Source organism: Bradyrhizobium sp. th-b2 (assembly GCF_000426785.1).
In the GTDB taxonomy this organism is placed as follows: Bacteria; Pseudomonadota; Alphaproteobacteria; order Rhizobiales; family Xanthobacteraceae; genus Bradyrhizobium; species Bradyrhizobium septentrionale.
This window is the reverse complement of sequence record NZ_AUGA01000002.1, coordinates 229,504-249,499: the sequence shown is the minus strand read 5'-3', so window position 1 is coordinate 249,499 and position 19,996 is coordinate 229,504. Positions and strand designations below refer to the sequence as shown.

Genomic DNA, 19,996 nt, shown 5'->3' with positions numbered 1-19,996 from the left:
GTCATCGCGCGTGCGCGCTCGATGCCGGCTCGCGGTGATGCGTACGCTGGCGTGCGGCTCTCGATAAACACTACGAGCCGAAGGTACGTGATGAATGTTTCCATGAAGCTTTTGACGGGCGGATGGGTACTCCAATCCGCGAACTTTGAATTTGAGGACGGGGAAATTATCGAAATCTATGGCCCAAATCCGATGGGCGGTGGTTTTTGGCGAACAAGGGAGGATGATAGCTATCTTGACCGCCAATAATCGCCCCACAACGGGTGACGACCATAGCAAAGCCGAGCTATTCAACACGATGCTGGCTTATTCGGGAAAATTCAAACTGAGCGGCGACACATTTACAACGACCGTCGATATAAGTTGGGTTACCGAGTGGCTGGGTACGGAGCAGCTTCGTTATGTACACCTCGACGGCGACATTCTTTCCTTGCGCACACCAATTCATGAACACCCTCGCTATCCCGGTCGAAGAGGATTTGGCGATCTAAGATGGCGTCGCGAAAAGTAATTAATGCGTCATTAGCTTCAGGAACAGGCGTGAGCGGCTCGGCCATTAGAAGGCCCTAGAGCGCGCCACAGCGTCGGGCTACAAGAAAACACCGGGCAGGACCGCGCCAGCGATCACCACTTTTCCCGGAATGCGATCTGTTTGGCGTGATCGCTGTTCACCACCAGTATGGCCACCGCCACCCCTCATAGAGGCGCCAAGACGACACCAGGGGCGGCGCATATGGATCGACCCGGTCGTCTTCGGGGCGATAGCGATATCGTGGAACAATATAATAGTCCCACGGAGTCGGCCTTATCACGGGCGTCGTGATAACGACCCTCGTTCGTTCATGAACGACTTGTACCTTCCGCGCCCGGGCTTCAGCACCGGACGCCCCGAGGTTACACAGCACCAGGGCCGCTCCGACAGTGCACACGACGGTCATAATCTTCATCTTCATGCATCGGCCTCCTAACCTGAGAGTGCAAAAGGACTCAAAGCAAGGCAAGCTAATTCGCTCTTGGCTGGCTTGAATCACCGCTTCTGGCCCCTCTCGGACTTGCGGCAATGCCCGCTGTCGCGCTCCTGTCAGGGCCATGGCAGACGTCCAACACGCGTGATCCGAGCCACCTCGATTTATGAGTACACGCCCCAGCTAGTGGTAGTCGATTATCTCCACGTCCGCCGGACCGGTGTCGGTTCACCGGAATACGACCCGCCATTGGTGATTGATAGGAATCGAGTGCTTACCCGGCAAGTCGCCCTTGCACCGGCATGGTGGGTGAGAATCGCGACGGACGCCTACGCTCTTGCGCCGGGATGTCCGCGGGATTTCTGAATAATAGAAGATATCGCTGATTTGCCCGACGCGTCAAGTTGCTTGTCCGGTTGCCGGCGGCCGCCCTGCTACTTTGCATGGGGTTGTTTTCGATATTTTTGAGTTCTCCAGCGTCACCAGCAGTAGTGGCGGCTGGGCACTTCGAATGCGAAAGCATCGGAGCCGGCTGAGGGGTCTCTATCCGCGGAGACAGACCCCTCATCCGGCGCCGTAGCCGACGCTATGCGTCGGCGTCATTTAATTGACGGCGGCCGTAGGCCGCCTACGCCACCTTCTCCCACAAGGGGAGAAGGGAAGAGGGCTGTTACTGCAGCGCGGCCAGCAGTTCGTCGGGCTGCTCGACCATCATCATGTGGCCCGCGCCCGGCAGCACCACAATGCGGGCATTCGGCGTCGCAGCGGCGAGTGTCTTGCCGGCCTTGGCCGGGGTCATCATGTCGCGCTCGCCGAGGACGAAGGTCGCGGGCACCTTGACCGCGGCCGCCGCCGTGAGCGCGTTCTGGTAGGCGTTGCAGGCGTTGAGGTCGTTGTACAGCACGCCCGGCTTCGCCTCCTGCAGCACCCGCTGCGCGCCCTGGTGCATCCACATCCCCGGCGCGAGGCTACCGCCGAGCTCGGCCTTGAAGCCGAGGCCCCAGATCGAGACCATGTCGATCGCGTCGGCATCGTTGGCCTCGGCGGCCTTCAACAGGTCGGGGCCGACCGTCATGGTCGCGGCGGTGCCGATCAGCGCAAGGCCGGAGACCTTGTCGGGATGCCGCGCCGAGGTCTCGATCGCGATCAGCGACCCCATCGAATGGCCGATCAGCCGGGCCTTCGCTGCGCCGGCCGCGGCAATCAGCGCTGCGGTCCAGTCGGCCATCTCGGCGATTGTCTTCAGCGGCTTGCCGGCGGAGCGGCCGTGGCCGGGGAGATCTGGCGCCAGCACCGAAAAACCATGATGTGCGAACCAGCGGCTGTGCAGCGCCCAGGTCGAAGAGTCGAAGCCGGCGCCGTGGATCATCACCACCGTGGCGAGCTCCGCATCGAACGGCTTGCCGCCGGTCGCAACAAAGGTGTCGATGCCGTTGACGGAAAGCTGCATGGCTCAGGTCCTTTGCGAGGCGCGCAGCGCCTGGCCGAGATCGTCGATGATGTCCTGCGCGGTCTCGATGCCGACCGAGAGCCGCACCAGCTCCTCGCCGATCCCGGCGGCCTTGAGCTGATCGGCATCCATCTGCTGATGCGTGGTGCTGGCGGGGTGGATCACCAGCGTCTTGGCGTCGCCGACATTGGCGAGATGGCTGATCAGCTTCAGGGACTCGATGAACTTCTTGCCGGCGGCGCGGCCGCCCTTGATGCCGAAGCTGATGATCGAGCCGGCGCCGCGCGGCAGCAGCTTCTTTGCCAGCGCGTAGTCCGGATGCGTCTCCAGCGACGGATGCAGCACCCAGTCGACCGCTTTGTTCGCGGCGAGGGCGTCCAGCACCGCATGGGTGTTGCTGACATGGCGGTCCATGCGGACGCCCAACGTCTCGATGCCCTGCAACAGCTGGAATGCGTTGGTCGGCGACAGGCAGGCGCCGAAATCGCGCAGGCCCTCGGTGCGGGCGCGCATGATGAAGGCGGCCTTGCCGAACTGCTCGTCGAAGACGATGCCGTGATAGCCGGCATAGGGCTCGGTGATCTGCGGGAATTTGCCGGAGGCGCGCCAGTCGAACCGGCCTCCGTCGACGATGACGCCGCCGATCGCGATGCCGTGGCCGCCCATCCATTTGGTCGCCGAATTCATCGTGATATCGGCGCCGAGCTCGATCGGCTGGCTCAGATAAGGCGTCGCGAAGGTGTTGTCGATCAGAAGCGGAATCTTCGCATCATGCGCGATCTGCGCGACCGCCGGGATATCGAGCACCTCGAGGCCAGGATTGCCGATGGTCTCGCCGATCACGAGCCGCGTGTTCGGCTTGATCGCGGCGCGGAATTCGTCGAGCGCGCGCGGCTTCACGAAGGTGGTGGTGATGCCGAAGCGCGGCAGCGTATGTGCCAAAATGTTGATGGTGCCGCCATAGAGCGAGGCCGAGGCGACGATATGGTCGCCGGCATTGAGCAGGGTTGCGATCGCCAGATGCATCGCGGCCATGCCGCTGGCGGTGCAGATCGCGCCGACGCCGCATTCGAGCGCGGCGATGCGCTCCTCCAGAACCGCGGTGGTCGGGTTCGAGATCCGCGTATAGATGTGACCGGCGCGTTCCAGGTTGAACAGCGCCGCGGCGTGGTCGGCGTCCTGGAAGACGTAGGACGTGGTCTGATAGATCGGAACCGCGCGCGCGCCGGTCGCGGGATCGGGGCGCTGGCCGGCGTGCAGGCTCAGGGTTTCGAAGGCAGGCGGCTTGGGTGCGGGCATGCGAAACTCGTCAGGTCAGTCGATCGGAGTGATCGGTGCGTTGATTTAGACGTGAACTGCGGTGCGAACACGGCCGACATTGCCGAACACGCGCAAATAGCGCTCGACCTCGGACGGGATGCCGGTCGCCTTCTCCGGATTGTCGGAGAGTTTGACGGCGGGCCGGCCGTCGACCGACGTCACCTTGCAGACGATCGAGATCGGATCGAGGGCCGCGGTGCCGTCGGGCGCGCAGCCGACGAAATCGTTGGTGAGGTTGGTGCCCCAGCCGAAGCTGACGCGCACGCGGCCCTTGAAGTGATGGAACGTCTCCTCGATCGAGCCGACATCCATCGCGTCGGAGAACACCAAAAGCTTCTCCTTGGGATCGCGGCCCTTCTGCTTCCACCACTTGATGATGTCTTCGCCGGCCGTGATCGGCGGCGCGCTATCGGGACGAAAGCCGGTCCAGTCGGCGACCCAGTCGGGCGCATCGCGCAGGAACGGTTTGGTGCCGAACGCATCGGGCAGGGCGATCAGCAGGTTGCCGCCATAGGTGTGGCGCCACTGGTCGAGGATGCGATAGGGGGCCCAGCGCAGCGCCTCGTCGTCATTGGCGAGCGCGGCCGCCACCATCGGCAGCTCATGGGCGTTGGTGCCGATCGCCTCGAGGTCGTTGTCCATCGCGAGCAGCACGTTCGACGTTCCGGTGAAGGACGGACCGAGACCTTCCTTCACCGCCTCGACGCACCAGCGCTGCCATAGGAAACCGTGGCGGCGGCGCGTGCCGAAATCGGACAGCCGCAAGCCATCCAGCTTGCGCAGCCGCTCGACCTTGGCCCACAGCTTGGCCTTGGCGCGGGCGTAGAGCACGTCGAGCGCGAAGCGTCCGTAGGTCTTGGTCGCGGCGCGGGAGCGCAGCTCATTGAGGATCGCGAGCGCCGGGATCTCCCACATCGTGGTGTGGGTCCACGGCCCGTGGAAATGCAGCTCGTACTGGCCGTCGACCTTGTGCAGCTCGTATTCGGGCAGGCGGAAGGCCGAGAGCCAGTTGATGAAGTCGGGCGAGAACATCTGGGTCTTGCCGTAGAACGTGTTGCCGGCGAGCCAGATCAGTTCCTTCTTGGTGAAGCGGATGGTGCGGGCGTGGTCGAGCTGGGCGCGCAGCTCGCCCTCGTCGATGACCTCGGCGAGCCGGATATGGGTCGAGCGGTTGATCACCGAAAAGGTCGTGCGCGTGTCCGGATAGCATTCCCGGATCATCTGCAGCATCAACAGCTTGTAGAAATCGGTGTCCAGCAGGCTGCGCACGATCGGGTCGAGCCGCCAGCCATGGTTGTAGGTCCGGGTCGCGATATCTGTCACGGTCATGCGGGAACCTTAGCCTGCCGAACGCCGCCCGCCCAGTGGGTATCCAGCGGAACATGGCAGGTCAGCGCGCTATGGTCCGCCGTATACGGCCGACCGTGGCGGCGACATCGGTCCATTCAGGCTTGCCCGGGGCAAATTGCCGCCGGAGGAACGTGACGAGCTCGGCGATCTGGCCGTCGCTCATGCTGTCCCTGAAGGCCGGCATGTAGCCGAGATCAGTCACGGCCGGCTTGGCGATGCCGTGCAGGATTACCTGGATCAGATTGTCGGGGACATCGCTGTGCAAATTGCTGTTGAGCGCCAGCGATGGCCGGCTGCCGAACAGCGGCGGTCCGCCGACCTCATGGCAGACGGCGCAGGCGCCTTGATAGATCCGCCCGCCCGCGGACGCGGCGGTGGTGACGGCGGTGGCGGTTTCGAGCTTGGCTACCAGTGCATCGTGAGCCGGCCGGTCAGCGCGCTCGTTGAACGAGGCGAGGTAGACCGCCATCGCGCGGATGTCCTGATCGGGCAGCGCGACGAGCTCCTGCACGACCGGCGCCATCGGGCCCGCGGCAACGCCGTGGAAGCGGGACTCGCCGGTGCGCAGATAGGCGTAAAGCTCATCCTCGCTCCAGGGCACCGGCGCCTTCGACAGCGACGTCAGCGCCGGAGCCTCCCAGCCCTCGGCGAAGCCGCCGGCGAGATAGGCGGCCTGCCGTTCGGCGCCGAGCGCGTTGCGTGGCGAGTGACAGGCGCTGCAATGGCCGAGACCTTCGATCAGATAGGCACCGCGATTCCATATCACTGATTTCGATGGATCGGGCTGGAACGTACCCGGCTGATGGAACAGCGCATTCCATCCGGCGAGCAGCGGCCGCAGGTTGAACGGAAATGCCAGCGTGTTCGGCGGCGTCTCGGCGCGCACCGGCGCCTGCGCCATCAGATAGGCATACAGCGCCTGCAGGTCGGCATCGGTAGTCTTGGCAAAATGCGTGTATGGAAACGCCGGATAGAGATGGCGCCCGTCGCGATGAATGCCCTCGCGCATCGCGCGCTCGAAGGCGGGGTAGGACCAGGCACCGATCCCGGTCGCGACATCGGGCGTGATGTTGGTCGTGGTGATGACGCCGAACGGCGTCTCGAGCGGCCGGCCGCCGGCGTTCACGATGCCATGCTCCGCCGTGTGGCAGACCGCGCAGGCGCCGAGTGCCGCAAGCTCTTTGCCGCGCGCGATCGTCGCGGCGGAATAGACCGCGGTATCGGGCCGGGCGATCGGCGCGATTGCGCGCCAGGGCAGCACGGCCGCGCCGACACCGATCGCCGCGGCGCAGAGCGCGGCAATGCCGGCGAGCAGACCGCCGCGCTTTGCAAACGGATTCTGCCATCTGAGGTCAGCCGTCTGCGCGGGCGGTGGAAGCGGCGCGGGCGCGACGGGTTGCTCGCCACGCAATCCCTTCAAAATGCGCTCCGGTGTGAACGGCAGCTCGCGAAAACGCACGCCGGTCGCGTCAAAGATCGCATTGGCGATGGCGGCGGCGCTCGGCACCGAGGCGGACTCGCCGACACCGAGCGGCGGCTGGTCCTGCCGCGGCAGCATCAACACATCGATCTTGGGCAGATCGGGGAATTGGATGATGGGGTAGGCGCCCCATTCCCGCGCCGCCACCGCGCCGCGCTCGAAGGAGACTTCTTCCATGAGCGCGCGGCTGGTCGACTGGATGACATTGCCTTCGATCTGGTGCCGTACCCCGTCCGGATTGATCATCAGCCCGGAATCCTGGCCGGCCACGACGCGCGTCACGCTGACGTCACCGGTTGCCTTGTTCACCGCGACGTCGGCAATCCAGGCCGACCATGCCGCGCCGTAGCCGGGAAACTTGCTGTGCACGTAGAGCGCATAGGCAAAGCCGCGGCCGCGAACGATGTCGCCTTCCGCCTCGGGCGCCTCGCGCACCGGGCGCGGCGTCCAGCCGGCGCGCTCGGCGACCGCGTTGACAAGATCGATCGCGCGCTTGTCCTTCAGATAGCGCAGCCGGTACTCGATTGGATCGGCCTCGGCTTCGGCGGCAAGCTCGTCGATATAGGATTCATGTGCAAAGGTGTTTGGCAGCGCCGACACGCCGCGAAACCAGGACGCGCGCACGATCGGCGGCATGTCGTTGGCGACGACGCGCATATTCTCGTAGTCGTAGGGCGGGATCGCGGTGCGGTCGCCCATCTCGAACACGGCGGCTTCAGGCGCGATCCGCCCGGTGAGCAGCAGTGCCAGCGTCGGCGCGCCGTTCGACGGATAGCGCGTGGAAAAATCGTAACCGGCGACGCTGCCGTCGGCGTTGAGGCCGCCATTGACGTCCATCAGCTGCGCGGTGCCCTTCGGCTCCCACGCATGTTCCTGCTCGCGGGTGAGCTGGACGCGCACCGGGCGACCGACCGCGCGCGACAGCAGCAGCGCATCAGCGGAGACGTCGTCGGCGCAGTTGCGGCCGTAGCAGCCGGCGGCCTCCATCCTGATCACGTCGATCTCGGATTCCGGCCGCTGGATCAGCAGCGCAAGATCGCTGCGCAGGATGTGCGGGTTCTGGGTGCCGGACCAGACGCGGATCGCGCTCTCGCTATAGTCGGCAACCGCACAGGACGGCCCGATCGAGCCGTGCATCTGGTAGGGCCAGAGATAGGTCCGCTGCATCGGCTTGGCCGCCGCCTTGATCGCGGCATCGACGTCGCCCTTGTCGATCAGCTGGCGCGGCGTCGAGGGATTGGCGCGCAGCGCCTTCTCGATGTCGGCAAGATCGGTCAGTGCCGGTCCCGGCTTCCAGCTCACCTTGAGCTGTGCGGCGGCCTTGATGGCGTTCTCCTCGCGCTCGGCAACGACACCGACGAAATCAGCGATCCGCACCACCGCGACGAGGCCGGGGATGTCGCGCACCGAATCCTCATCGACCGCGATCAGGCTGGTGCCGACGAACGGTCCGGCATCGACGCCGGCGTAAGGCGGGCGGACGACGCGGCCGTGCAGCATGCCGGGTACGCGTACATCGTGGACATAGACGAGCTCGCCGGTGGCCTTCGCCGGCAGGTCGACCCGCGGCACGGACTTGCCGACGACCGAATAGGCGCTGACGGCCTTGACCGGAACGTCGTCGGCGAGCTCAAGCCGGATGGTCTCGTCCGCGATCAATTCGCCATAGCTGACGCTGCGGTTGTCGTGACCGCGGACCAGGCCGTCCTCGATCGTGAGGTCGCCGAGCGGCAGTTCGAGCCGCTCGGCCGCGCGTGCGAGCAGGAAATGCCGCGCCTGCGCCGCCGCCTTGCGCAAGGGAACGGCGGTGATCTGGATGGTCTCGCTCGCGATCGTCGCGCCCTGGTTCGGCACCATTGCGGTGTCACCGAGGATTACGACGACGCGGGCAAACGACACGTCGAGCTCTTCGGCGACGATCTGCCCGAGCGCAGTGCGGATGCCGGTGCCGAGATCGACATGGCCGTTATAGGCATTGACCGAACCGTCCGCGCTGACGGTGATGAAGGTCTCGAACGCGCCTTCCGCGCCCAGCACCGCAGGGCGAAGGACGGACAGTGAGCCGCGCGCGCGTTGCTCCGAACCGGCCATCAATCGCGCGCCTCAAGTGTGTGGCCAGCTGCGCGCCTCGCGGCGCGGACGATCTCGATATGCGCGCCGCAGCGGCAGAGATTGTAGCGCAGCGCTTCCAGCACCTCGTGCTCGGAAGGGGTCGGGTTGCGCGTCAGCAGCGCCTTGGTGGTGATGATCATGCCGTTGAGGCAATAGCCGCACTGTGCGGCCTGCTCTCGGATGAATGCATCCTGCACGGGATCGGGATGCTCGCGGCTGCCGAGACCTTCGAGCGTGACGATGCTGCGCCCGGCGCAGCCTTCGATCGGAATCACGCAGGCGCGTGCGGCGACGCCGTCGATCAGCACCGCGCAGGCGCCGCACTCGCCGAGCCCGCAGCCATATTTCGGTCCGTTCAATGCGAGATCGTTGCGCAGCACGTAAAGCAATGCGGTGTCGGGAGCGGCGTCGACATCATGATTCCTGCCGTTCACGGTCAGGCGCATTGCCCCGGTTCTCCCCTGAAGTTTGCGCTGCAACGCCAGCGTCCAAATCGCGGATGAGGATAACGTTTGTATACAAACGTGCAAGCGGCGGCATGCCGCGCTGCAGCGAGTGCACGCTTTATGAACAGGGTGCGCAAGCGAATGGCAGGGTTTGATTGCAAAGGCCGCTTGACAGGTCTCAAGCTCGCGCGCAGGATCATTCGTATACGAACGATATAGTCGGGAGGCGGAAGCGCAGTATGATCGACCGTCCCCGCAAGTCCAGGCTGGGTCACGATGGCTGACACAATCACCGTCGCCGCCGGCGACAAGATCCGCTGCGATGCCTGTCCGGTGATGTGTTACATCAAGCCGGGCGCGGCCGGCGCCTGCGATCGCTACGCCAACCATGATGGCACGCTGGTGCGCGTCGATCCGCATGTCGTGTTGGAGCGCACCGTGTCGCACGGCGGCAAGCTGGTGCCGTTCCAGGTGAGCGGCGACTGGGACGGCAAGATCGTCCGCCAGCCCGATCTCTTCGTCACCGCGATCGGCGCCGGAACCACCTATCCGGATTACAAGCCGGCGCCTTTCATCGTGTCGTCGGAGGTTGACGGCGTCGACATGGTGACGGTGGTGACCGAAGGCATTTTCTCCTATTGCGGCGTCAAGGTGAAGATCGATACCGACCGCTATCTCGGCCCGGAAACCGCTATTGTCCGCGCGGAGGGCGAGGCGGTCGGCCACGTCACGACCAGCGAATATGGCTCGCAGATGCTCTCGCTCGGCGGCGTGCATCATCTGACCGGCGGCTCCAAGAAGGAAGGCCGCGTCACCTGCGACACGCTGATGGATCTCTCCAACTGCAAGGCGGTGGAGCTTGTGATCGACGGCGGCGCCACTGTCGTGGTGCAGGCCGGCCAGCCGCCGATCGTCAACGGTGTGGCGGAAGAGCGGATGCGGGTCGGCTGCGGCTCGGCCACCATCGGCATGTTCGCCAAGCAATGGCACGGCAAGGTCGATGAGGTCGTGGTGGTCGACGACCACATCACCGGCGTGCTCAGCGAGCATCAGGCCGGCAAGCTGCTCGACATCGCCGATACCGGCATCAAGATGAAGGGCCGGCGCTCGACGCCCGGCCGCTATTTCCAGGTCGCCGATCCCGGCACCGGATGGGGCGGCACCAACATCTCCGATCCGCTGTCGATCCTCGGTCCCTTCAATGCCAAGGAGGCGCGGCCCGGGCTCACCATGCTGATGGTCTCGACCACCGGCGAGCATGCCTCCTACTACGTGCTCGACGAGGCGCTGAAGCCGGTTGAGACCGAGATGCCGGCGGACCTCAGATTTTCGGTCGAACGCATCCAGGAGAATTGCGAGCCGGCGCTGTGCACCGTGCTGTTCATGGGCGGCGCGGGCGGATCGCTGCGCGCCGGGGTCACCGACAATCCGGTGCGGCTGACGCGCTCGGTCAAGGACGCGCTGACGCGGGTGACCAGTGGCGGCGCGCCGGTCTATGTCTGGCCCGGCGGCGGCATCACCTTCATGGTCGATGTCACGCAAATGCCGGCCGGCGCCTTCGGCTATGTGCCGACGCCTGCGCTGGTGGCGCCGATCGAGTTCACGATGAAACTGTCCGACTATGCGGCGCTCGGCGGCCATATGGATTATGTCCGGCCGCTGTCGTCGCTGCGGGACAGCGCGGAAGTTCGGCCGATGCCGTATCTTCCCGGGCGGCGCGCATGACCAGGCTCCCGCAAATCGCGCTTCTTCCTGACGGAAAGCGGCTGCATTTGCAGGACGGCCCGATTGATCTGGTCGTCGAGGTCAAGGGCAGGGATGTGGACGTGTCGGCCGCCTATCAGGCTGCGGCGGAGCGCTTTACCGGCTTGCTTGACGAACTCTGCATGGAACTCTCTGAGTTGCGCAGCGCGGCCAACCCGAAGCACAATGCGCTGAAAGGCGTCGTCGCGCGGCGGATGCATGCGGCGGTCGCGCCGTTTGCCGCCGGTTGCTTCATCACGCCGATGGCGGCGGTCGCGGGCTCGGTCGCCGAGGAAATCCTTGGCGCGATGCTCGCGGCGGCGACGCTCGACCGCGCCTATGTCAACAATGGCGGCGATATCGCGCTATATCTGGGCGATGGCGAACAGTTCAGCGTCGGCCTGATGGACCGGCCGGACCGTCATGGCGTGATGCGCACGATGACCGTAGATGGCGACATGCCGGTCCGCGGCATCGCGACCAGCGGCCGCCACGGCCGCAGCTTCTCGCTCGGCATTGCCGATGCCGTCACCGTGCTGGCGCGCACGGCGTCGCAGGCCGATGCCGCGGCGACCGTGATCGCCAATGCGGTCGATCTGCCGGGTCATCCGGCGATCCTGCGCGTTCCGGCGAGCGAGTTGCAGCCCGACAGCGACCTCGGCGCACGGCTGGTGACCCGCGACGTCGGACGTCTGGCGGAACATGAGATCGAGCAGGCGCTCGAGGCGGGGGCGGCGCGGGCGCGCGACCTCCTGATGTCGGGATTGATCGAGGGCGCGGCATTGCGTCTACTGGGCGAAACGCGAATTGTCGGTGCAACTGGGGACGGAGGGCCGGCGTCGCACGCGTTTCAGGGACGAACGACAGACAGCATGCTGCAGGCATGACCGGGAGCGAGGCTGATACGATGAGCGCCGTCATTCGCAAAATCGTCACCGTGGTCGAGGAGACCCATCTGGAGATGGGCAAGACCATTGCGCCACCGACCCGGCGCGCCGCCGCGATCGCGGTGATCGAAAACCCCTTTGCCGGCCGCTATGTCGAGGATCTGTCGCCGCTGATCGCGATCGGCGAGGAGCTCGGCGAGTTGCTCTCGAAGCGGGCAGTGGCCGCGCTCGGCATCGACGGCGCCAAGGCGCATAGCTACGGCAAGGCCGCCGCCGTCGGCGAAAATGGCGAGCTCGAGCACGCGGCCGCGATCTTGCATCCCAAGATGGGCGCGCCGGTGCGCAAGGTGCTGTCGAAGGGCGCTGCGCTGATCCCGTCCTCGAAGAAGCGCTCGGGGCCCGGCACCACGCTGGATATTCCGCTCGGGCACAAGGACGCCGCGTTCGTGCGCAGCCATTTCGACGGCATGGAGGTGCAGATCAACGACGCGCCGCGGGCCAACGAGATCATGGTCGCGGTCGCGGTGACCGACAGCGGCCGGCCGCTGCCGCGCGTCGGTGGGCTGACGGTCGATGAGGTCAAGGGCGAAGACGGATTGCGATAATCTTTTTGCAGAACAACTGGAGGACGGGATGCGTGGTTATTTCGTAGGGGCGGGATTGGCGATCGCGGTTGCGACCATGGCAACGAGCGCCATGACAACGCAGGCCTTGGCGCAGAGCGAGATCAAGGTCGGCGAGATCAACTCTTATTCCCTGCTGCCGGCGTTCACCGAGCCCTATCGCAAGGGCTGGCAGCTGGCGGTGGAAGAGATCAACGCGGCCGGCGGCATCAACGGCAAGAAGCTCGTGGTCGTCTCCAAGGATGATGGCGGCAAGCCGGCGGATGCGCAGACCGCGGCGAACGAGCTGGTGTCGAGCGAAAACGTCGCGATGCTCACCGGCACGTTCCTCTCCAATATCGGCCTCGCCGTCAGCGATTTTGCAAATCAGAAGAAGGTGTTTTTCCTGGCAGCAGAGCCGCTAACCGACGCCATCACCTGGTCGAAGGGTAACCGCTACACATTCCGTCTGCGTCCCTCCAACTATATGCAGGCCGCGATGCTGGTCGAGGAAGCGGCGAAGCTTCCCGCAAAACGCTGGGCGACGATCGCGCCGAACTATGAATATGGTCAGTCGGCGGTCGCGGTGTTCAAGAAGCTGATGTCGGAGAAGCGGCCCGACATCCAGTGGGTCGACGAGCAGTGGCCGCCGCAGGGTAAGATCGACGCCGGCCCGGTGGTGCAGGCGGTGGCCGCGGCAAACCCGGAGGCCATCCTCAACGTCACCTTCGGTGCCGACCTTGTGAAACTCGTGCGCGAGGGTAACACCCGCGGTTTGTTCAAGGACCGCAAGGTCGTCAGCTTCCTGACCGGCGAGCCGGAATATCTCGATCCGCTGAAGGACGAGACGCCGGAGGGCTGGATCGTCACCGGCTATCCCTGGTATTCGATCAAGACACCCGAGCACGACGCGTTCCTGAAGGCTTACCAGGCCAAGTACAACGACTATCCGCGGCTCGGTTCGATCGTCGGCTACCAGACCATCAAGGCGGCGGCGGCGATCCTTGCGAAAGCCGGCTCGACCGATCCGGAGAAGCTGATCGCGGCGGCCGAGGGCATCTCGATGCCGTCGCCGTTCGGCGAGATCACCTTCCGCAAGATCGATCACCAGTCGACGCTCGGGGCCTTCACCGGCAAGACGGCGCTGAAGGACGGCAAGGGCATCATGGTCGACAGCGCCTATCGCAAGGGCTCGGACTATCTGCCCAGCGATGCCGAAATCGAGAAGCTGCGGCCGAAGGATTAGGCCTCTCGTTCTCTACGTAGGGTGGGTTAGCCGACTACGTCCGCCGTACCTCAACGAGCGAAGGCGGAAGGCGTAACCCACCGCCTCGCGGTGAAACGGCGGGTTACGCTTGCGCTAACCCGCCCTACGAAGTGACGCTTGTGTTCTCCAACGCGGACCGCCCATGGCCTTCTATATCGTCCAGTTCCTGACCGGTCTTGCCAGCGCGGCGTCGCTGTTCCTGGTCGCTTCGGGTCTGTCGATCATCTTCGGCGTGACGCGGATCGTGAATTTCGCGCATGGCGCGTTCTACATGCTCGGCGCCTATGTTGCCTTCACGCTGACCGAGCGCTTCGCCGGCGCGCTCGGCTTCTGGGGCGGCATCGTCGTTGCGGCGTTGATCGTTGCCGTGATCGGCGTGCTGGTGGAGATGCTGCTGCTGCGCCGGATCTATCATGCTCCCGAGCTGTTCCAGCTGTTGGCGACCTTCGGCCTGACGCTGATGGTCGAAGACCTCGTGGTGTTGATCTGGGGCCCGGACGATCTGGTCGGCCGCCGCGCGCCGGGCTTCAAGGGCGCGGTCGATTTCTTCGGCCAGAACATTCCAAGCTACGATCTGTTCCTGATCGTGCTCGGGCCGGTCGTGCTTGGCGTCCTCTGGCTCTTGTTCCAGCGCACCCGCTGGGGCGTCCTGGTGCGGGCGGCGACGCAGGATCGCGACATGGTCGCAGCGCTCGGCGTCAATCAGAAATGGCTGTTCACCAGCGTGTTCGCGCTCGGCGTCTTCCTCGCCGCGCTCGGCGGCGCATTGCAGATTCCGCGCGATGCCGTGCATCACGCGATGGACCTGCGCATCATCGTCGAGGTCTTCGTCGTGGTCGTGATCGGCGGCCTCGGCAGCATCATCGGCGCCTTTGTCGCCGCGGTGCTGGTGTCGGAGCTCAACGCCTTCGGCATCCTGATCTTCCCGAAGATCTCCATCATCCTGGTGTTCCTGGTGATGGCGGTGGTGCTGATCGTCCGTCCGTGGGGCCTGTTCGGCAAGCCGGAAGCGCCGGCGCGGCGCACGCCGGGCCTCACCGTCAACCCGTGGCGGCCGCTGACGGCGAACGAGCGGCTTGCCGCGATCGCGGTGCTCGTCGTCGCCGCGGCGCTGCCGTTCGTCGCCGGCAATTACGTGCTCACGGTCGGCTCGGAGATCGCGATCTTCGTGATCTTCGCAGTCAGCCTGCACTTCCTGATGTCGGTCGGCGGGCTCGCCTCGTTCGGCCATGCCGCCTATTTCGGCCTCGGCGCCTATGGCGTGGCGCTGCTCGCCAAGATGGCGGGCCTGCCGATGATCGCCTGCCTGCTACTTGGCCCGCTGCTCGGGCTGCTCGGTGCGGCCGTGTTCGGCTTCTTCGCCGTGCAGCTCTCCGGGGTCTATTTCGCGATGCTGACGCTGGCCTTTGCCCAGATCGTCTGGTCGATCGCGTTCCAGTGGGTGTCGGTCACCGGTGGCGACAACGGCATTCTCGGCGTCTGGCCTTCGAGCTGGGCGGCGAGCCCGGCGCACTTCTACTGGCTGTCGCTCGGCGTCGCCGCGCTCGCGGTCGTGATCCTCCGCATCATCGTGTTCTCGCCGTTCGGCTTCGCCCTGCGCGCCACGCGCGACTCTCCGCTGCGCAGCGAAGCGGTCGGCATCAACGGCAAGCGCATCCAGTGGACCGCCTTCGTGATCGCGGGCACCGTCGCCGGTCTCGCCGGCGCGCTGTTCGCCTATCTCAAGGGCAGCGTGTTCCCCGACAACATGAGCATCTCGCTGTCGGTCGATGCGCTGGTCATGGTGCTGCTCGGCGGCGTCGAGACCGTATCGGGCGCGGTGGTCGGGGCGATCGTCTATAAGGCGCTCAACATCTGGCTGGTCAGCCAGACCGATTTGTCAAAACTCGTGCTCGGCGGCTTCGTCGTGCTGATCGTGGTCGCCTTCCCTAAGGGTATCGTCGGCACGCTGGAAGCGCTGCTGCATCGCCGGCGCAAGTCCGGATCGTCATCGTCACCGCTGCTCACCTCCCGCATCGAGACCGCCGAATGAGCATGGCCCCCATATTGCTGTCGGTCGAAGGGCTGACGAAGTCCTATGGCGGCGTGCATGCCGTGCGCGGTGTCTCCTTCGAATTGCGCGCCGGCGAGATCCTGGCGCTGATCGGGCCGAACGGCGCGGGCAAGAGCACCTGCTTCGACATGCTCAACGGCCAGAATATTCCCGATAGCGGCCGCATCCGCGTGCTGGGGGCGGAGACCACCGGCAAGAAGCCGCGCGTGATCTGGCGCATGGGCGTCGGCCGCACCTTCCAGATCGCGGCGACGTTCCCGACCATGACGGTGCGCGAGAACGTGCAGGTCGCGCTGGTGTCGTATGGCGGGCAATTGTTCAATCTGTGGGCCTCGACCGCGGGCCAGGCGCGCGGCGAGGCCGGACGGCTGCTCGATCTGGTCGGCATGGGCGCCTATGCGGAGCGGCCCTGCGGCGAGCTTGCCTATGGCGACGTCAAGCGGCTGGAGCTTGCGATCGCGCTCGCCAATCAGCCGAAGCTGCTGCTGATGGACGAGCCGACCGCCGGCATGGCGCCGCGCGAGCGCGTCGAGCTGATGCGGCTGACGGCGCGGATCGCGCGCGAGCAGTCGATCGGCGTTCTCTTCACCGAGCACGACATGGATGTCGTGTTCGAGCATGCCGACCGCATCCTGGTGCTCAACCGCGGCAGCCTGATCGCCGAGGGCTCACCCGAAGAGGTGCGCGGCAATGCCCTGGTGCGGGCGATCTATCTCGGCGAAGGCTTGCTTTACGATGCGCGGCATCGCGAGGGAGCATCCGCATGAAGCTCACGGTGAGGGACCTCAACAGCTTCTACGGTCCGGCGCACATCCTGTTCGACATCGCGCTCGAGGTCGGCGAGGGCGAGGTGGTTGCTTTGCTCGGGCGCAACGGCGCCGGCAAGTCGACCACGTTCCGCTCCATCGTCGGCCTGGTCGAGAACCGCTCGGGCCGCATCATGTTCGAGGGCAGGGATGTCTCGGAGCTGCCGACGCACGCGATCGTGCGCGGCGGCCTCGGCTATGTGCCGGAAGAGCGGCGCATCTTCACTGACCTGACGGTCGAGGAAAATCTCGAGGTCGGCCGCCAGCCGAAACGGGCGGGCGCGCCGCAATGGGACCGCGACAAGCTGTTCAAGCTGTTTCCGAACCTTGGCGAGATGCGGGGACGGCCCGGTGGCCGTATGAGCGGCGGCGAGCAGCAGATGCTGACCATTGCGCGCACGCTGATGGGTAATCCGTCGCTGGTGCTACTCGATGAGCCCTCGGAAGGCCTGTCGCCGAAGATCGTCGAGCAGATGGTCGATGCGATCCTGGCGATGAAGAAAGAGGGCGTCAGCATCGTCGTCTCCGAGCAGAATTTGCATTTCGCTCGGCTGATCTCGGATCGCGCCTATATTATCGAGCGCGGCCGGATCTGTTTCGGCGGCACCATGGCGGAACTCGATGCACGTCCGGATGTCCGCGACGCGCATCTGTCGCTGTAAGGGCGGGGTAAAACAATGGCGAGGAGCGCAGCACAGAAGCGAAACGGGAAGGCGGCGAAGCCGGGTTACGTGCTGGACGAGCAGATCGGCTTCATCCTGCGCCAGGTGTCGCAGCGCCACGCCATGATCTTCGCCCGCGAGATCGGCATCAACCTGACGCCGACGCAGTGGGCGGCGCTGTCGAAGCTGTCGGAGGTCGGCGCGTGCTCGCAGAACCAATTGGGGCGGCTGACCTCGATGGACGTTGCGACCATCAAGGGCGTGATCGACCGCCTGACGGCGCGCGGCCTGACCGAAACCTCGCCCGATCCCGACGACGGCCGCCGGCTGATGGTCAGTTTGACGCGCGCGGGCCAGCAGATGGCCGACAAGGCCGCGCCGAACGCGTTTACGATCTCCAAGGAGACATTGGCGCCGCTCGACGCCAAGGAGCGCGAGACGCTGATGGCGCTGCTCGGCAAGTTGCGGTGATCTATCTATCACCGTCACCCCCGCGCAAAGGCTTCGCCTTTGTCGCTGCAGGAGCCGCGCGGAAGGCGGCGTCTCGAAAGGGCGACGGCCCGGCTGTCTGCCATGGGCCGTGCATCCTTCGAGGCTCGCCCCGCGGCGCAAGTGCGCCGCAAGGCTCGTACCTCCAGCGACAACGGCAGAGCCGTTGCGCGGGGATGACGGGTCATCTATCGCGCCTACGTCGCCACGACCTCCGCCACCTTGCTTGCTGACTGGCGCATCACGCGCGAATTATGTCGCAACACCGAGCGCCAGCGCGACCGCGCCGACCAGCACGAGGCTGAGGGCCCAAACCGTGTCCAGATTGAACCAGCTCCGCGCCACGAATTTGAGACCCAGATAGCGGTAGACCAGCCACGCCAGACATCCGCCGGCGGCGATCATCGCGCCGGCATGGACGAGGGAGACCAGCACGGCCATCGTGAGGCTGGTGTCGATCAGGCTGTTGGCGGCGGCGTGGCCTTGGTCCGGCGCAGCCCCGCGGCATAGCCCCAGATAGATCGGTACCAGCATCAGCGCCGCGCCGTGGGCGATCGCCACCGCAAACGACCATAGGGCGAGTTGCGTCGGCGGGATCCGCGCCAGGGCTCGCGGATGGCGCCGGTCGATCAGCCGATAGAGGCCGAAGGCGATCACAAGCAGGCTGGCGCCGATCCGGAGCGTGCGCTGCCATTCGACAAGAGCGACGAGCAATGCAAAGGGCAGGATCACGAGCAGCATCGCCAGCAGGTGACCGATTGCGAGCGGGCCAAGCGCGGCGAGCAGCGCGCGCGAACTCCTTTGCATCAAACCCGCTGAAACCGCGAGCGGCCAGCCCATGCCCGGGTTGATCCCGTGGTAGAGGCCGCTCGCGATGACCGCCAGCCAAAGCCAGGCCGGTGTCCAGTGGGCTGCACTCACATTCAGGCCGACGGATAGCAGAACGAATCCGTCGAGCAGTCGCCGCCGTCGAGCCGGATCTGGTGGGCGCGGTAGCCGTCGGGGAAGGTGACCCAGTAGTTCTTTGCCAGTTCAAGGCCGCCGCCTGGGCTCGCATTCGCCATCACCTGGGCGCCGGGAATGCCTTGCGGATAGAACTGGTCGTCCCAGGTCGAGTAGAGCGAATTGGTCCAGTAGACCCGTTTGCCGTCGCGGCTGATCTCGACCATTTGCGGACCGCCGGCAAATGGCTGGCCGTTGGGGTGAGGAGTGCGGCTGACGATACCGCCGATGCGGACCGATCCGGCAAGCTTCGGCTTGCGCGGATTGCTGACATCGTATTGGCGCATCTCGCCGGTGGCCCAGCAGGCGACGTAAAGGAACTTGTCGTCCATCGACAGATCGATGTCGGTCACCAGCGGCGGTACGGCGCCGAAGCCTTGCAGCAGCGGCGGCAGCTGCTCCTTCGGCGCGGGCTCGGGCGGTATCGTCACCGTCTTCTCGATGTGAAACTTGCCGCCCTCCCGCCACCAGGTCCAGATCGACCCCTCGAGGTTGGTGGTATCGACCACGACGCCGACGAAGCCGTATTCTCGAACCGGATCGTGTGCAGGACGCACCTCCAGCGCCATCTGATGATTGGCGCCGAGATCGATGGTCTGGACATTGCGCCGCGCGCGCAGATCCCAGAAGTGGAGGCGATGGCCGTATTTGTTCGAGAGCAAATCCTCCGGCACGATCCCGTTCTCGAATTGCGGCGGCAGCGCCCATTCGCTGCTCACCATGTAGTCGCGCGGCAGGTTCCACCAGAAGTCATAGTGCTTGGTCTGGGGACCGCGATCGATCTCCCAGCGTCCGAGCACCTCGAAGGTCTCGCAGTCCATGATGAAGACGCCGGGCGGCCCATCGGTGCCGTCCTTGCCGCCGCCGCCGAGCGTGGAGACGTAGATGCCGTCCGGTCCGCAGTGGATGGTATGCGGCCGCGAATAGCCGGTCTTCCTGAACACCTCCTCGGGCTCGATGATCTTGTGGATCTTGGCCTGCGTCGGATCCGGCTTGGTGTCGATGATGTATATCCGCGACGACCGCATGCCGGGGACGATGAGATAGCGGCGCTCGATGAAGGCATGTCCTGCAAGCGGGGACAATGCCGAGGAACAGGCGTTCCAGCCGAAATGGTGAAACTCGTCGCCCTTGTTGGGCATCGTCACGGTGTGGACGATCTTGCTGTAGGTCGGCGAGCCCGGCTTGACGTCGATGACGGCGAGCGCGTCGGGCTTTGAAAAGTCCGGGCTGAGCAGCACGGTGTAGGCGAAGTTCTCTGCCGGAGCTTCCATCGCAAGCTTCGGCGAGGCGTGCAACGTGGGATCTGGCCTCATCGTCATCGTGCTGCCTCCTGTTTGTCTGGTGTGGACCAACACGGCG

At 65.3% G+C, this 19,996-nt stretch carries 16 protein-coding genes; 9 read left to right on the top strand and 7 right to left on the bottom strand.

Going from position 1 to position 19,996, the window contains the following annotated elements; genetic code table 11:
* The first annotated feature begins 178 nt into the window (after positions 1-178).
* A complete protein-coding gene (locus tag K359_RS58580) occupies positions 179-511 on the top strand; it encodes a lipocalin-like domain-containing protein (protein ID WP_084518254.1) in 333 nt (110 codons plus the stop codon).
* Between the two features lie 1,124 nt (positions 512-1,635).
* Here K359_RS58580 and K359_RS0104060 read toward each other — a convergent pair.
* The 5 genes from K359_RS0104060 to K359_RS0104040 all read right to left on the bottom strand — a co-directional run bounded on the left by K359_RS0104060 (position 1,636) and on the right by K359_RS0104040 (position 9,123).
* Positions 1,636-2,415: an alpha/beta fold hydrolase gene (locus K359_RS0104060; protein ID WP_029078209.1), complete on the bottom strand. Its 780-nt coding sequence runs from the start codon at positions 2,413-2,415 to the stop codon at positions 1,636-1,638.
* Between the two features lie 3 nt (positions 2,416-2,418).
* Complete coding sequence (locus K359_RS0104055) at positions 2,419-3,714, bottom strand: O-acetylhomoserine aminocarboxypropyltransferase (RefSeq protein ID WP_029078208.1); 1,296 nt, start codon at positions 3,712-3,714, stop codon at positions 2,419-2,421.
* 45 nt (positions 3,715-3,759) lie between these two features.
* Positions 3,760-5,064 (bottom strand): nicotinate phosphoribosyltransferase, encoded by a 1,305-nt coding sequence (pncB, locus tag K359_RS0104050; RefSeq protein WP_029078207.1) that lies wholly within the window; start codon positions 5,062-5,064, stop codon positions 3,760-3,762.
* A 61-nt stretch (positions 5,065-5,125) separates the two neighbouring features.
* Complete coding sequence (locus K359_RS0104045) at positions 5,126-8,656, bottom strand: molybdopterin cofactor-binding domain-containing protein (protein WP_029078206.1); 3,531 nt, start codon at positions 8,654-8,656, stop codon at positions 5,126-5,128.
* Positions 8,656-9,123, bottom strand: a complete 468-nt coding sequence (locus K359_RS0104040; RefSeq protein WP_029078205.1) for a (2Fe-2S)-binding protein — start codon at positions 9,121-9,123, stop codon at positions 8,656-8,658. The genes K359_RS0104045 and K359_RS0104040 overlap by 1 nt, the downstream gene beginning before the upstream one ends.
* Before the next feature lie 276 nt (positions 9,124-9,399).
* Between K359_RS0104040 and K359_RS0104035 the strand changes: the two genes are divergently transcribed.
* From K359_RS0104035 to K359_RS0104000, 8 genes are all read left to right on the top strand, one after another.
* Positions 9,400-10,848, top strand: a complete 1,449-nt coding sequence (locus tag K359_RS0104035) for a hypothetical protein (RefSeq protein ID WP_029078204.1) — start codon at positions 9,400-9,402, stop codon at positions 10,846-10,848.
* Positions 10,845-11,753 carry a UPF0280 family protein gene (locus K359_RS51005; RefSeq protein ID WP_051345967.1) on the top strand — a complete coding sequence of 303 codons (909 nt, stop codon included), beginning with the start codon at positions 10,845-10,847 and terminating at the stop codon, positions 11,751-11,753. The genes K359_RS0104035 and K359_RS51005 overlap by 4 nt, the downstream gene beginning before the upstream one ends.
* A gap of 20 nt (positions 11,754-11,773) precedes the next feature.
* The gene (locus K359_RS0104025; protein WP_029078203.1) at positions 11,774-12,358 is read left to right on the top strand and encodes an amino acid synthesis family protein; all 585 of its coding nucleotides are present in this window, start codon (positions 11,774-11,776) and stop codon (positions 12,356-12,358) included.
* 28 nt (positions 12,359-12,386) lie between these two features.
* Positions 12,387-13,601, top strand: coding sequence for an ABC transporter substrate-binding protein (locus K359_RS0104020; protein ID WP_029078202.1), 1,215 nt, complete (start codon positions 12,387-12,389; stop codon positions 13,599-13,601).
* A gap of 163 nt (positions 13,602-13,764) precedes the next feature.
* Positions 13,765-15,654 carry an ABC transporter permease gene (locus K359_RS0104015; protein ID WP_029078201.1) on the top strand — a complete coding sequence of 630 codons (1,890 nt, stop codon included), beginning with the start codon at positions 13,765-13,767 and terminating at the stop codon, positions 15,652-15,654.
* Positions 15,651-16,442 carry an ABC transporter ATP-binding protein gene (locus K359_RS0104010; RefSeq protein WP_029078200.1) on the top strand — a complete coding sequence of 264 codons (792 nt, stop codon included), beginning with the start codon at positions 15,651-15,653 and terminating at the stop codon, positions 16,440-16,442. Before K359_RS0104015 ends, K359_RS0104010 begins: the two co-directional genes overlap by 4 nt.
* On the top strand, positions 16,439-17,143 hold the full coding sequence (locus tag K359_RS0104005) for an ABC transporter ATP-binding protein (protein ID WP_029078199.1): 705 nt from the start codon (positions 16,439-16,441) through the stop codon (positions 17,141-17,143). The genes K359_RS0104010 and K359_RS0104005 overlap by 4 nt, the downstream gene beginning before the upstream one ends.
* Before the next feature lie 15 nt (positions 17,144-17,158).
* Positions 17,159-17,614, top strand: a complete 456-nt coding sequence (locus K359_RS0104000; protein ID WP_029078198.1) for a MarR family winged helix-turn-helix transcriptional regulator — start codon at positions 17,159-17,161, stop codon at positions 17,612-17,614.
* 270 nt (positions 17,615-17,884) lie between these two features.
* On the opposite strand, the gene K359_RS0103995 is transcribed toward K359_RS0104000, so the two are convergent.
* A complete protein-coding gene (locus tag K359_RS0103995; RefSeq protein ID WP_029078197.1) occupies positions 17,885-18,553 on the bottom strand; it encodes a hypothetical protein in 669 nt (222 codons plus the stop codon).
* Positions 18,554-18,555: 2 nt separating this feature from the next.
* Entirely contained in the window at positions 18,556-19,956 is a 1,401-nt protein-coding gene (locus K359_RS0103990; protein ID WP_029078196.1) for a selenium-binding protein SBP56-related protein, read from the bottom strand.
* Positions 19,957-19,996: the final 40 nt, after the last annotated feature.

Excerpts from the sequence above, each read along its gene's own strand:
- K359_RS0104035 (WP_029078204.1), top strand. The coding sequence starts at position 9,400 with ATGGCTGACACAATCACCGTCGCCGCCGGCGACAAGATCCGCTGCGAT.
- K359_RS0104045 (WP_029078206.1), bottom strand. The coding sequence starts at position 8,656 with ATGGCCGGTTCGGAGCAACGCGCGCGCGGCTCACTGTCCGTCCTTCGC.
- K359_RS0104060 (WP_029078209.1), bottom strand. The coding sequence starts at position 2,415 with ATGCAGCTTTCCGTCAACGGCATCGACACCTTTGTTGCGACCGGCGGC.
- K359_RS0104010 (WP_029078200.1), top strand. The coding sequence starts at position 15,651 with ATGAGCATGGCCCCCATATTGCTGTCGGTCGAAGGGCTGACGAAGTCC.
- K359_RS0104020 (WP_029078202.1), top strand. The coding sequence starts at position 12,387 with ATGCGTGGTTATTTCGTAGGGGCGGGATTGGCGATCGCGGTTGCGACC.
- K359_RS0104015 (WP_029078201.1), top strand. The coding sequence starts at position 13,765 with ATGGCCTTCTATATCGTCCAGTTCCTGACCGGTCTTGCCAGCGCGGCG.
- K359_RS0104040 (WP_029078205.1), bottom strand. The coding sequence starts at position 9,123 with ATGCGCCTGACCGTGAACGGCAGGAATCATGATGTCGACGCCGCTCCC.
- K359_RS0104055 (WP_029078208.1), bottom strand. The coding sequence starts at position 3,714 with ATGCCCGCACCCAAGCCGCCTGCCTTCGAAACCCTGAGCCTGCACGCC.
- K359_RS58580 (WP_084518254.1), top strand. The coding sequence starts at position 179 with ATGGCCCAAATCCGATGGGCGGTGGTTTTTGGCGAACAAGGGAGGATG.
- K359_RS0103990 (WP_029078196.1), bottom strand. The coding sequence starts at position 19,956 with ATGACGATGAGGCCAGATCCCACGTTGCACGCCTCGCCGAAGCTTGCG.
- pncB (WP_029078207.1), bottom strand. The coding sequence starts at position 5,064 with ATGACCGTGACAGATATCGCGACCCGGACCTACAACCATGGCTGGCGG.
- K359_RS0104000 (WP_029078198.1), top strand. The coding sequence starts at position 17,159 with ATGGCGAGGAGCGCAGCACAGAAGCGAAACGGGAAGGCGGCGAAGCCG.
- K359_RS0104005 (WP_029078199.1), top strand. The coding sequence starts at position 16,439 with ATGAAGCTCACGGTGAGGGACCTCAACAGCTTCTACGGTCCGGCGCAC.
- K359_RS0104025 (WP_029078203.1), top strand. The coding sequence starts at position 11,774 with ATGAGCGCCGTCATTCGCAAAATCGTCACCGTGGTCGAGGAGACCCAT.
- K359_RS51005 (WP_051345967.1), top strand. The coding sequence starts at position 10,845 with ATGACCAGGCTCCCGCAAATCGCGCTTCTTCCTGACGGAAAGCGGCTG.